The organism is Pseudomonas putida, assembly GCF_003228315.1.
GTDB lineage: Bacteria > Pseudomonadota > Gammaproteobacteria > Pseudomonadales > Pseudomonadaceae > Aquipseudomonas > Aquipseudomonas putida_S.
In genome coordinates this window covers 5,187,800-5,200,457 of sequence record NZ_CP029693.1, presented here as the reverse complement: position 1 = coordinate 5,200,457, position 12,658 = coordinate 5,187,800, and the positions used below count along the sequence as shown (strand labels likewise).

13 protein-coding genes are annotated in these 12,658 nt (G+C 60.3%); 8 read left to right on the top strand and 5 right to left on the bottom strand.

Going from position 1 to position 12,658, the window contains the following annotated elements; genetic code table 11:
* The 3 genes from cyoA to hmpA form a co-directional block, all read right to left on the bottom strand.
* Positions 1 to 936 carry a ubiquinol oxidase subunit II gene (gene cyoA / locus DKY63_RS24315; RefSeq protein ID WP_110966432.1) on the bottom strand — a complete coding sequence of 312 codons (936 nt, stop codon included), beginning with the start codon at positions 934 to 936 and terminating at the stop codon, positions 1 to 3.
* 827 nt (positions 937 to 1,763) lie between these two features.
* Positions 1,764 to 2,273, bottom strand: coding sequence for a disulfide bond formation protein B (locus DKY63_RS24305; protein WP_110966431.1), 510 nt, complete (start codon positions 2,271 to 2,273; stop codon positions 1,764 to 1,766).
* A gap of 294 nt (positions 2,274 to 2,567) precedes the next feature.
* Positions 2,568 to 3,749 (bottom strand): NO-inducible flavohemoprotein, encoded by a 1,182-nt coding sequence (gene hmpA / locus DKY63_RS24300; RefSeq protein WP_110966430.1) that lies wholly within the window; start codon positions 3,747 to 3,749, stop codon positions 2,568 to 2,570.
* Between the two features lie 156 nt (positions 3,750 to 3,905).
* Between hmpA and norR the strand changes: the two genes are divergently transcribed.
* The 5 genes from norR (at position 3,906) to DKY63_RS24275 (ending at position 8,364) form a co-directional block, all read left to right on the top strand.
* Entirely contained in the window at positions 3,906 to 5,456 is a 1,551-nt protein-coding gene (norR, locus tag DKY63_RS24295) for a nitric oxide reductase transcriptional regulator NorR (RefSeq protein WP_110966429.1), read from the top strand.
* A 190-nt stretch (positions 5,457 to 5,646) separates the two neighbouring features.
* Positions 5,647 to 6,549 (top strand): chemotaxis protein CheV, encoded by a 903-nt coding sequence (locus DKY63_RS24290; RefSeq protein WP_110966428.1) that lies wholly within the window; start codon positions 5,647 to 5,649, stop codon positions 6,547 to 6,549.
* 27 nt (positions 6,550 to 6,576) lie between these two features.
* Entirely contained in the window at positions 6,577 to 7,035 is a 459-nt protein-coding gene (locus DKY63_RS24285) for a GNAT family N-acetyltransferase (protein WP_110966427.1), read from the top strand.
* A 173-nt stretch (positions 7,036 to 7,208) separates the two neighbouring features.
* Positions 7,209 to 7,535: a hypothetical protein gene (locus DKY63_RS24280; protein ID WP_110966426.1), complete on the top strand. Its 327-nt coding sequence runs from the start codon at positions 7,209 to 7,211 to the stop codon at positions 7,533 to 7,535.
* 82 nt (positions 7,536 to 7,617) lie between these two features.
* Positions 7,618 to 8,364, top strand: coding sequence for a YkgJ family cysteine cluster protein (locus tag DKY63_RS24275; protein ID WP_110966425.1), 747 nt, complete (start codon positions 7,618 to 7,620; stop codon positions 8,362 to 8,364).
* Between the two features lie 157 nt (positions 8,365 to 8,521).
* Here the strand turns inward: DKY63_RS24275 and DKY63_RS24270 are convergent, their stop codons facing one another.
* Positions 8,522 to 8,779, bottom strand: a complete 258-nt coding sequence (locus DKY63_RS24270) for a hypothetical protein (protein ID WP_110966424.1) — start codon at positions 8,777 to 8,779, stop codon at positions 8,522 to 8,524.
* Positions 8,780 to 8,944: 165 nt separating this feature from the next.
* Here DKY63_RS24270 and DKY63_RS24265 point away from each other — a divergent pair, with 165 nt between their 5' ends.
* Together DKY63_RS24265 and DKY63_RS24260 are read left to right on the top strand one after the other, a co-directional pair.
* Positions 8,945 to 9,919 (top strand): 2-hydroxyacid dehydrogenase, encoded by a 975-nt coding sequence (locus tag DKY63_RS24265; protein ID WP_110966423.1) that lies wholly within the window; start codon positions 8,945 to 8,947, stop codon positions 9,917 to 9,919.
* A gap of 207 nt (positions 9,920 to 10,126) precedes the next feature.
* On the top strand, positions 10,127 to 10,636 hold the full coding sequence (locus tag DKY63_RS24260) for a DUF2165 family protein (RefSeq protein ID WP_110966422.1): 510 nt from the start codon (positions 10,127 to 10,129) through the stop codon (positions 10,634 to 10,636).
* Between the two features lie 12 nt (positions 10,637 to 10,648).
* Here the strand turns inward: DKY63_RS24260 and DKY63_RS24255 are convergent, their stop codons facing one another.
* Positions 10,649 to 11,551, bottom strand: coding sequence for a DMT family transporter (locus DKY63_RS24255; RefSeq protein WP_110966421.1), 903 nt, complete (start codon positions 11,549 to 11,551; stop codon positions 10,649 to 10,651).
* 154 nt (positions 11,552 to 11,705) lie between these two features.
* Between DKY63_RS24255 and DKY63_RS24250 the strand changes: the two genes are divergently transcribed.
* On the top strand, positions 11,706 to 12,581 hold the full coding sequence (locus tag DKY63_RS24250) for a helix-turn-helix domain-containing protein (RefSeq protein ID WP_110966420.1): 876 nt from the start codon (positions 11,706 to 11,708) through the stop codon (positions 12,579 to 12,581).
* Positions 12,582 to 12,658 lie beyond the last annotated feature (77 nt).

Sequence of the window (12,658 nt, the reverse complement as noted above, 5' to 3'; positions counted from 1 at the left end):
TTACTCCTCTGCCCCGGCAGCTGAATGCGAGTTCATGTCCGTAGCGGCCACTTCTTTCTCTTTCTTCTCGTGGTGCACCTTAGGACCCGGTTTCATGCCTTCGTACTTGTCGACGATGATCTGGAACAGGTTCGGTGTAACCGAGGAGTAGAGCTCGACTGGGTTGTTCTGGCTCTGCTTGGCAAGAGCTGCGTATTCAGCCTGTTCAAGCTTTTTAGGTGCCTTTTTGACTTCATTGACCCAAGCGTCGAATTCTTCCTGGGTCGTTGCGGTCGCTTTGAATTTCATGCCGGTGAAGCCAGCGCCGCTGTAGTTGGCGGAGATACCGTCCATTTCAGCGTTCTCGTTGGCGATCAAGTGCAGCTTGGTCTGCATGCCCGCCATCGCGTAGATCTGACCGCCGAGCGCAGGGATGAAGAACGAGTTCATCACAGCGTCGGAAGTGATCTTGAAGTTGATTGGCGTGTGCGCCGGGAACACGATCTTGTTGACCGTGGCAATGCCTTGTTCCGGGTAGATGAACAGCCATTTCCAGTCCAGCGCGACCACTTCGATGGTCACAGGCTTGACGTCGGATTCCAGCGGACGATACGGATCCAGGGCGTGGGTCGACTTGTAGGTCACGTAACCCAGGGCAATGATGATCATGATTGGCACAGCCCACACCGCGATCTCGATCTTGGTGGAGTGGTTCCACTTCGGCGTGTAGGTGGCGCTGGTGTTGGAGGCGCGATATTTCCAGGCGAACAGGAACGTCATCACGATCACCGGAACCACGACCAGCAGCATCAGCAGCGTTGCGGTGATGATCAGGTTTCGCTCATCCAGACCGACCTGGCCCTTGGGGTTGAGCAAGGTCATGTTGCAGCCTGACAGCAACAACGCGCCGATCAGGGGCACTAAGCCTAGTAGTCTGGGGTACCTGTTTTTAATCATCTCACGACCTCTAAAGCAGCTTGCGCCATGCAGTTGGGTTTTGATCGCCAACACTTCACCCTGCCAAGGGTTGGCATTTTTCTTGGATTGAATAAGGGCTGGCCCGTCGTGCGTCAGACGCGTTTCGACAAATCCTGGGCTAGCATCGAGTTCTTATTCGATACGTGGTCAAAGGCCTTGTTACAGACCAATTCCATTTGGTGCGGATAGTTGGAGGCACCGACACCTGGGAGTCGCATGAAGCCACCCGGCCTCTCGACACCCTTCCCTGCTCAATGACCTGGTGAGGGTGAGCAGCGCCGGGGATTCAGTGCGGGCGATTGTAGATATTTCGTGTTTTTTAAACCATGTCTCATCCCGAAATAATTTATATCCCGAGCCGCAACAATTCTTAACGGAACTCGTAAAAGTGCGGCATGGTATCGAAATTGATTCTCAACAAAAACACCAAAATTAGTAGGTCTACCTACCCGCATTTCAGACAGTATCGAGCACCCGATCCTCGCTCTCGATGCCGGCAAAGCCCCCATATGACGGGGGCTCTGGCAAATTGCCAGAGCCTGTTAAAACTGCCTGCTCGAGCTTGATGGCAGGGAAATGGCCACGCTGGAAAACAGGCCAATTTCGCCGCCTGCCCGCGCACCAATTCGCCCCCTTGAAAGATGGTGCGACACAAAAGATGTGACAACATGTCGCACACGTGTCGCACCCTAGCTTGCCGCATATCACGATGTTTTAACGAAGCCTCTGAAAATGCAAAAACGCCCCGGCCCTCTTTCAAGGACCGGGGCGTTTTCAGGTTGTGCGCGGCGTTGCCGCCATCGACCTCAGCGCAGGTTTTTGCGGTTACGCACCGTGAGCAACGGCACCAGAATCACCACCAGCACGAAGGCCACCAGCGCCCATTGCGCCAGGGACAAACCGAGGATCGGCGGGTACGGCGTGGAGCAGAAACCGTCGACCTGGAAGCCCAGCGGGAAGATCTTGGCCAGCGGCAAGTCGTCGACAATCGGCTGCAGCACATCGATACCGCAGCTCACGGCCGGGTAGAACTGCGTGAACACGTGATGCCCGGCAACGCCAGCGCCTGCCAGCGCACAAATCACCACCAGGGTTTCGAAGATCGTGATGCTGCGACGGCTGCGCATGGCCGCGCCGATGAAGGCGAAGATGGCAATCAGCAGTAAGGCGTAGCGTTGCAGGATACACAGCGGGCATGGTGCCTCGCCGAGCACGATTTGCATGTACAGCGCGCCGCCGATCAGCGCCAGGCAGATGATGCCCAGCAATACCAGATAGCGCCGTTCACGCCCCAACCGCAGTGTTTCCTCGCTCATCGCGTTTCCCTTCCAGATATCGATTGCCCGCCAGTCTACACGCTGGCCTGGCTCTTGGAGAATCGGGTGCGTGTCGCGGGGATCGGGGGAGAAGACGCCTGGCGGGTTAAGAAGGGATTAACTTTCGTGCGGTTTTTTCAGTTTAAGACCGAGGTGACGCCATCGCGGGCAAGCCTTGCTCCTACAGGATTTGTGTCGTTCCCGGTGTATGTGAACGACACAAATCCTGTAGGAGCAAGGCTTGCCCGCGAAGAAGGCGACGCGGTGGAACAGGTCCACCGCGCGCCTGATCGATTATTCCAGCGCCGCAGCCGGCCCGAAGAACTCGTAACGGCTTTGCTTCTCGGGCACACCCAGCGCCTTGAGGTGACGCTTGATCGCCGCCATGAAACCTTTCGGCCCCAGGAAGTAAGCGTCCAGATCGCGCTCGGCTGGCAGCCATTCGCCCAGTTGCTCCAGGCTCAGCAGGCCGACCTTGTGCGCCGCCGGGCTCACACCGTCGTCTTCGGCATAGCAGTAGAAGCGCTTGAGTTGCGGGTGACGCGCAGCCAAGCCTTCGATCCAGTCGCGGAACGCGTGGACGCTGCCGTTGCGGGCGCAGTGGATGAAGTGCACCGGGCGCTCGGTTTCCAGCGCGGCTTCAAGCATCGCCAGCGTCGGGGTGATGCCGACACCGCCGCTGATCAACACCAGCGGTTTGTCGCTGGCGGTCAGGGTGAACTCGCCCGATGGCGGGAACAGTTGGATGCTCTGGCCCACGTGCAGTGCATCGTGCAGGTGATTGGAAGCACGACCACCGATTTCACGCTTGACGCTGATGCGGTACCGGCCGTTGTTGGGCCGTGCCGACAACGAGTAGTTGCGGCGGATTTCTTCGCCATCGAGGATCAGCTTCATGCCGATGTACTGGCCTGGCTCTGCCGCCAGAATCGGGCCTTTGTCGGCTGGTTCGAAGTAGAACGAGGTGATTTCCGCGCTTTCTTCCACCTTGTCGGCGACGATGAATTCCCGCGCGCCGCGCCAGCCGCCGGGTGCCTGTTCTTTCTGGTCGTAGATGCTGGTTTCGGCACCGATCAGGATGTCCGCCAGTTGACCGTAAGCCGCGCCCCACGCTGCGATCACTTCCGGGGTGGCGATTTCTTCGCCCAGCACTTCAGCGATGGCGCGCAGCAGGCAGGTGCCGACGATCGGGTAGTGCTCCGGCAGAATCTGCAGGGCCACGTGCTTGTTGATAATCTTGGCCACCAGGTCGCCCAACTGATCGAGCTGGTCGATGTGGCGTGCGTACATCAATACGCCGTTGGCCAGCGCGCGCGGCTGATCACCGGAGGCCTGGTGGGCCTGGTTGAACAGTGGGCGGACTTCCGGGTACTCGGACAGCATCATACGATAGAAGTGGGTGATCAGCGCTTCGCCACCGCTCTCCAGCAGCGGCACGGTGGATTTGACGATGGCACGGTCTTGAACGCTAAGCATAAGGTGACTCCTGAACATCGAGGGTTTGTAATCGATTGCCTTAGGGATATCAGCTTTCGTGCCAACTTTTATTTACTTAAAAATCAATAACTTAAAAATAGAGTAGTCATATCGACACAAGCCGCCTTATAGTCATGTCGACTACACGGAGTCATTATGACTGCAAAATCCCTGCTCACCGCCCTGCTTCCCCTGGTCTCGGACCTGTCCCGCGAACTCCCTGAAGGCGAGCGCTATCGACGCCTGCTGGAAGCCATGCGCGCCCTCCTGCCTTGCGATGCCGCCGCCCTGCTGCGCCTTGATGGCGATTGGCTGGTGCCGCTGGCCGTCGACGGTTTGAGCACCGACACCCTCGGTCGACGCTTCAAGGTCAGCGAGCATCCGCGCTTCGAAGCCTTGCTCAGCAGCCACGGGCCGACCCGGTTCGCCGCCGACAGTGACATGCCCGACCCTTATGACGGGCTGGTCGATGGTCTCGATGATCATCTGGAAGTCCACGATTGCATGGGCTGCCCGCTGTTCATCGACGAACGCCCCTGGGGCTTGCTGACCCTCGACGCCCTCGACCCCGAACGCTTCGAGCCCATCGAACTGGACGCCCTGGAGGCCTTCGCCAGCCTTGCGGCCGCCACGGTCAACGCCGCCGAGCGCATCCAGCGCCTGAACAATCGCGTCGAGGACGAGCACCAGCGCGCCGAGGTTTACCGTCAGGCCAGCGGCCAGCAGAGCCGCGAAATGATCGGCCAGAGCAAGGCCCACAAGCGCCTGGTGGAAGAAATCAATCTGGTGGGCGGCAGCGACCTGACCGTGCTGATCACCGGGGAAACCGGGGTCGGCAAGGAGCTGGTCGCCCAAGCCATCCACGCTGCGTCGCCCCGAGCCAACAAGCCGATCATCAGCCTCAACTGCGCCGCACTGCCCGACACGCTGGTGGAAAGCGAGTTGTTCGGTCACGTGCGCGGTGCCTTTACCGGGGCATTGGGCGACCGGCGCGGCAAGTTCGAACTGGCCAGCGGCGGCACGCTGTTTCTCGATGAAGTGGGCGAGTTGTCGCTGACGGTGCAAGCCAAATTGCTGCGGGTGCTGCAAAGCGGCCAACTGCAACGCCTGGGCTCGGACAAGGAGCATCAGGTCGATGTGCGATTGATCGCCGCGACCAACCGCGACCTGGCCGAAGAAGTGCGCAGCGGCCGCTACCGCGCCGACTTCTATCACCGCCTCAGCGTTTACCCGTTGCGGGTCCCGGCCCTGCGTGACCGTGGCCGCGATGTGCTGCTGCTCAGCGGCTATTTCCTTGAGCAGAATCGCTCACGCATGGGCCTCAACAGCCTGCGCCTGAACAGCGACGCCCAGGTGGCGTTGCTGGCCTATGACTGGCCGGGCAACGTGCGGGAACTGGAACACTTGATCGGCCGCAGCGCCTTGAAAGCCCTCGGCAACTGCAAGGAGCGACCGAAGATTCTCAGCTTGAGCGCGGCCGATCTGGACCTGCCCGATGGCAGCCTGGAAGTCGCCGCCGAGCAACCGGCCACCGCAGCCATCCCACTGGTGATCGGTGATTTGCGCGAGGCCACGGAAAATTATCAGCGCCAGTTGATCGGTGCGTGCCTGGAGCGGCATCACAACAACTGGGCCAGCGCGGCACGGGAGTTGGGGCTGGATCGGGCGAATCTCGGGCGGATGGCCAAAAGGTTGGGCATGAAGTGAGGGCCCCATCGCGAGCAGGCTCGCTCCTACATTTGAAATGCAATCAACTGTAGGAGCGAGCCTGCTCGCGATGGCGGTCTAACATTCAACCGAATTTCTAAAGCCTGCCCCCAACAAGTCGATAACCCGGCATCGATAGCTGTTGGCGATCCTCGCAGTCGCCCGCCACCTTTTTCCAAAGAAGGTTTTTATGTCCTCCACCAAAGCCCGCGCGGATTCACTTTCGCTTCTGCTGTTCACCCTGCGCAGCGGCAAGTTGATGGCGATCAACCTGCTCAAAGTCAGTGAAATCATCCCTTGCCCGCCGCTGACCAAACTGCCGGAGTCGCACCCCCACGTGAAAGGCATCGCCACCCTGCGCGGTGCCTCGCTGTCGGTGATCGACCTCAGCCGCGCCATCGGCGAACGTCCACTGGAAGACCCCAACGGCGGTTGCCTGATCGTCACCGACGTCAGTCGCTCCAAGCAGGGTCTGCACGTACAGGCGGTGAGCAAGATCGTGCATTGCCTGACCACCGACATCCGCCCACCTCCCTTCGGCTCCGGTGGTTCCCGCGCGTACATCACTGGCGTGACCTCGGTCGACGGCACGCTGGTGCAGGTGCTGGACATCGAGAAAGTGATCCACGGTATCGCACCGGTGGAGATCGACATGTCGCCGACCGAACTGACCATGGAAGACGCGGAAATCCTGGGCAGCGCGCGGATTCTGGTGGTCGACGACAGCCAGGTGGCGTTGCAGCAGTCGGTGCACACCCTGCGCAATCTCGGCCTGCAATGCCACACCGCGCGCAGCGCCAAGGAAGCCATCGATTGCCTGCTGGACCTGCAGGGCACCGCCCAGCAGATCAACCTGATTGTCTCCGACATCGAAATGTCCGAGATGGACGGCTACGCCTTCACCCGCACCCTGCGCGAAACCCCGGACTTTGCCCATCTCTACGTGTTGCTGCACACCTCGCTGGACAGCGCGATGAACAGCGAAAAGGCCCGGCAGGCCGGCGCCAATGCGGTGCTGACCAAGTTCTCCTCGCCGGAACTGACCCAGTGCCTGATCACCGCGGCCAAGGCTGTGGCCGAACAGGGTCACTGAGTCTTGGCCGCTGACTATTGCTGGTTGATGCGGCGCGACCTCACTGAGGTCGTGCCCGCCAGCGACTGGCCGTCCGGCATTCAACTGACCCACTACCGGCCCGAACTCGCCGCTGCCGTGCACCACTTGATGGAGCTGGGCCACCAGGACGGCGGTGGGCGCGTGCCCGCGCTGGATGTCTGGCAGCAGCGGTTTGAAAGTGACCCCGAATACGATCCCACCCTGTGTCTTGTTGCACTGGATGCCGATGGCGTAGTCGCCGTGTGCCAGTGCTGGACCAGTGCCTACATCAAGGATCTGGTGGTGCATCCCCGCGCCCGGCGCCAGGGGTTGGGGCGTGGGTTGCTGCTGCAGGCGTTCAGTGTGTTCCGGCAGCGTCGGGAAGGGTTTGTGGATTTGAAGGTGCTGGAGGACAACCGGCGGGCGCGGCGGTTATATGAGAGTGTCGGCATGTATGCAGTCCGCCGGGAATTGGTGCCTGCCTGACCCACCGCCATCGCGGGCAAGCCTTGCTCCCACAGGTTTCGGGTCTTACACAAATTGCGCAACCAACTCCAAATCCTGTGGGAGCAAGGCTTGCCCGCGATGGGGGCCGACATAATCTCCATCACACCATCAGGCATACTCAGCCTTGGTCACCATCCAAGGATCCCTGAACCATGAAACTCGCAACCCTCACCCTCCTCTGCCTCACCGCCCTCGCCACCCAGGCCCACGCCTCCAGCTTCGACGCCTGGGCCGCCTACGACAAAACCGTGCTCGCCAGTTGCACCAAGGCCAGTGGCCTGAAGAACACCAAACCTGTCGGCCCCCCCGCGCAGTTCGATGACCGCGTCGGCTACACCGCCGTCCTGCTGCAAGGCCAGTACCCGCAAAAACACATGAAAGGCGCCCAGGGCACCGAGCTGTGTCTTTACAACAAGCAGAGCAAAACCGCCTACGTGACCGAATGGGACTCCATCCGCCCGACCGCCAAGGCGCATTGAGTGGCGCATAACTTGCTTTGACAGGGCCTTCGCGGCGGCTTTCTGTCGCCGATTCATGCCTGTGGATGCGACTGTGCGCTCAATGAATACGACGTTTTCCTGCGTAGGCTGTGGCAAATGCTGCCATGACCACCATGTTTCCCTGACCCTGTCCGAAGCCCGCATGTGGGCCGCCGACGGTGGCCAGGTGATCGTGCTGGTGGAAGCCTTCTTGAGCAACGGCCTGGGTCTGCCGGCAGAGCAACGTGAACACGCCCAGCGCCGTTCCGCACCGGTTCGCAGCGCCGATACCGAGGCATTCGTCGCCATCACCTTCGCCGCCTACAACGCCGGCGCCTGTCGAAATCTTGACGAAGACAACCGCTGCCGTATCTACGACCGCCGGCCACTGGTGTGCCGTATCTATCCGATGGAGATCAACCCGCACATTCCACTGAACACGGCGGTCAAGGAATGCCCGCCCGAGTCGTGGGAAACCGGGCCGCAGTTGATTGTCGGCGGCGAACTGGTCGATCGGGAACTGGCGCAATTGATCCAGCAATCCCGTCAGGCGGATCGCGACGAGATCCTGATGAAGGATGCGATTTGTGCGTTGCTGGGCATTCGCACGACGGCGCTAAAGGGCGATGGCTTTACCGCGTATCTGCCGGACATGAACGAGTTCGCCAAGATCATCGATGAGCTGCATGGGCAGACATTGCCGGAATGGAGCAGCGAGTGGCAGTTTCATCTGTCGAGTGAGGAGGTCGCCGGGCAAGTGCTGGCGACGGGGGCGCAGGTGGCGGTGGATGCGCCCAATTATGCGTTTATTTCTCTGCGGGCGGCTTGATCCAACAGTTGCGGTGCCTGTAACGACCTCATCGCGAGCAAGCTTTGCTCCTACAAGGGATCTTTGTCGTTCGCAATACAGGCGACTGGCAGAGATTCAATGTAGGAGCAAAGCTTGCTCGCGATAGCGGTAGAACCATTACCACAAATTCTGGATCCTAGCGCTTGCCCATCGACCGCCGAGTCCCCGGCGGTGCCATGCCCGGCGTCTTGGTGTGGCCGTTCTTGGCGCCATTCTTGTACCACGGCTGGTTGGAGCCCTTGGCGGCCGCCAGCTCACCCGGCTTGAACGGGAACTTGAACGCCGGGATGGCAGCTTTGGTTTCGCCGTCAGTGCTGGACTCGACGTCGTCTGCCAGCGTTGCCTGCTCGTCGCTCAAGGTGTCGGCAACCGGCGGTTGTTTCGGGGAAGTCATGAAAGCTCCGGGTGATACGTAAAGTGTCGGGCCCGATCAGCGAGCCGCGAAAGGCGCCAGTATAACTGGATGAAGCGCCGCAATCTGCTGCCAAGTGACTCGCACAAATCCCGGGAAGAATGTTAGCGTGCTCAGCATTCTCCTCCGCCCGACGAGCCAGCCTCCATGAAAAAAACCGTCCTCGCCTTCAGCCGCGTCACGCCGGAAATGGTCGAACGCCTGCAACAAGACTTCGACGTCATCGTGCCGAATCCGAAAAACGGCGACATCAATGCCCAGTTCAATGAAGCCCTGCCCCACGCTCACGGCCTGATCGGCGTCGGCCGCAAACTCGGTCGCGCGCAACTGGAGAACGCCGCCAAACTGGAAGTGGTGTCCAGCGTCTCGGTGGGCTACGACAACTATGACGTGGCCTACCTCAGCGAACGCGGGATCATGCTGACCAACACCCCGGATGTGCTCACCGAAAGCACCGCCGACCTGGGCTTTGCCCTGCTCATGAGCAGCGCCCGCCGCGTGGCCGAACTCGATGCCTGGACCAAGGCCGGCCAATGGCAAGCCACGGTCGGTGCGCAATTGTTCGGTTGCGATGTCCACGGCAAGACCCTGGGGATCGTCGGCATGGGTAACATCGGCGCGGCGATTGCCCGTCGTGGCCGCCTGGGTTTCAACATGCCGATCATCTACAGCGGCAACAGCCGCAAGGTCGAGCTGGAACAGGAGCTCGGCGCGCAGTTCCGCACCCTGGACCAACTGCTGGCCGAAGCCGATTTCGTGTGCCTGGTGGTACCGCTCAGCGAGAAGACCCGACACCTGATCAGCCATCGCGAACTGGCGCTGATGAAGCCGAGTGCCATCCTGGTCAACATTGCGCGCGGCCCGGTGGTGGACGAGCCGGCCCTGATCGAAGCGCTGCAAAACAACCGGATTCGCGGCGCGGGACTGGATGTGTACGAAAAGGAACCGCTGGCCGAGTCGCCGCTGTTCCAGCTGAAAAACGCCGTGACCCTGCCGCACATCGGCTCGGCCACTAACGAAACCCGCGAGGCGATGGCCAATCGCGCCCTGAGCAACCTGCGCGCCGCACTGCTGGGCGAGCGGCCGCAGGATCTGGTCAACCCGCAGGTCTGGAAGGGCTGATCCCGTAAGCGCATTTCCCTGTAGGAGCAGCCGCAGGCTGCGATCTTTTGAGCTGGTTTTTCAAGATCAAAAGATCGCAGCCTGCGGCAGCTCATACCGGCATGTAACGACGACATAACTTGCAATTCAGTGCCCGGCGACATGGCGGGAAACGCCTATAAACTCCGACGACTTAACGGCATTTGCCGTGCATTTCGGAGTATTTCCATGAGCAACTTCACCACTGCCGGCGTCCTCAGGCGCAGCAAAATACTGGTCGTCGTGATGGCGGCTCTTTTCGGACTGATGACCCTCGCCAACAACTTCACCGACTACGCGGCCTACTCCGAATACATCGGGCGAATCATTAGCATGAGCGACACCGAAGGGAACGACTCTCGACGCTATCGAGCCATTTCCTCCAGCCTCTTCCATCATCGTTTTTACTGGGCAATCATCACCCTCGAAATCATCTTCACCTTCAGTTTCCTGGTCGGCATTTATCATCTGTGCCGCAAACTTTCCGCATCACGCAGTGAATTCCACGAAGCCAAGAAGTTCGCCATCATTGGTTTCAGCACTGCACTTTTCGTTTACCAGACTTTGTACGTGATCATTCTCAACGAATGGTTCGACATGGAATATTCCGCGCAACGCAATGCCTTTGACTGGGCCAGAAGCAACATTGAATACATGTTCCTCGGCCTGATCTATCTGTTGGTGGCGAAGGACAACTGACCCCGTTGCCATTCAAGCCAGCTTGCCTGCTACAGGACTCACGCTTGCCCTGGGTTTGCGGAACACCAACACGTTGCCCAGCATCACCATCACCAGCCCGGCCAGCGCCGGAGCGGTCCACTGATAACCTTCTGCAAATGCCGAGACATTCAGCGCCACCACCGGAAACAGCACGGTGCAATAAGCGGCACGTTCCGGCCCCATGCGCCCGACCAGCGTCAGGTACGCGGTGAAACCGATCACTGAGCCTGGAATCACCAGATACAGCAGCGAACCGATGTAGCGGGCACTCCACTCCATGTCGAACGGGATGCCTTTGACCAGACACCAGACCGACAGCATCGCCGCACCGTAAGCCATGCCCCAGGCATTGGTCGTCAACGGCTTGAGCCCGGCTTTCTGTTGCAGGCTCGACAGCATGTTCCCCGCCGAAAAACACAAGGTGCCGCACAGGGCCAGCCCCAGGCCGAGCAAAGTCTGCGGGCTGGCGGTGTGGCCAACCAGTTCGGGCCAGAACAGCAGCCCCAGGCCAAGCAGGCCCAATGCACCGCCCATCAACACATTGCGAGCGATTTTCTGGCCGAAGAACACCCGCGCATTGAGGGCGTTCCACAGGGTCGCGGTGGAAAACACCACCGCCACCAAACCGCTGGGAATCCACTGGCTGGCGGTGAGGAAGCACATGAAGTTGACACAGAACAGGCACAGCCCCTGAGCCAGGCAGATCAGATGCCCGCGCCGGTTCATCACTTGCAGTTTTCGGCTCAGCAGCAGCATCGCGAACAGCACCAGCGCGGCCAGGCCAAAGCGATAGACGATAGACACCGGAATCGCCACCACGCCCAATTGCCATTTGAGGGCAATCCAGGTGGTGCCCCAGATCAGCACGGTCAGCAGATACAAAGAAAGATTCATGGCGCAGGCTCCTCAATAGGTGCCCAGTGTCCTGCGCCGCAGGCCCGCGCACTTGCATAAACTTGCGCTTTTGTCGCACCGCGGGCTGGCAGGCGAACGTCTACGGAGTAGGATGCGAGGCGTCGGATGCAGTTGGAGGTAGAGAGCAACGATCATGGCCGCACTGGACACCCTGCAAGTCTTCCAAGCCCTCAACCGCTCGCCCAATGCTCGCCTGGAGCACAGCGCCGAGCTCGGTGACGGCCTGTCCGCGGCCCTGTGGAGCAATCATCACGACGCCCAGGACTACGAGGCGCCGAGCCATCACACGCTGTCCTGCTACATCGCTGGCGGCACCGGCACCTTTCGCCGCGATCAACCCGGCACCAAGGGTGGTCCCGACAAACTGTGCGTGCTGCCCGCCGATCATCAGTCCGGCTGGGTGATCAACGGCAATATTCGCCTCGCCCACCTCTATTTCAGCCCCGAACAATTCGCCCTGGGTTGCGTCACGCTGCTTGATCGTGAACCCCGGGAGTTGCAGTTGCGCGAGCAGACCTTTCTTGAAGATCCGCAACAGGCGCTGCGTTTCCGGCAGTTGATCGCCCTCAAATGGGACGAACCGGGCGAGCGGCTGTTCACCAGCAGCCTGGCCCACGACATCCTCGGCCATGCGCTTCTCAGCCAGGTCAGCAAACGTCCGGGCTTGCGCCTCAAGGGTGGACTGGCGGCGCATCAGCGGCGGCTGTTGGTGGAATACATTGACAGCCATCTGGACGCGGCCATCAGCCTGGGACAACTGGCGGCGTTGTGCGCGCTGTCTGAATATCACTTTGCGCGGATGTTCCGCGAAAGCTTCGGCCTGCCGCCGCATCAGTACGTGTTGGCGCGACGCTTGAGCCGGGCGCGGGAAATGCTGCGCTGGACCTCACAGCCGCTGGGGGAGATTGCACTGGCTTGCGGGTTTGCCAGTGCCAGTCACTTTACCAATCGGTTTCGGCAGTCGCTGGGCGGGACGCCTGGGGAGTATCGGCAGGCGTTTTTGCGTTAAATTTTCGGACCTCATCGCGAGCAGGCTCGCTCCCACAAGGGATGTTCAGTGAACACAGATTTTGTGTTCGACATTTG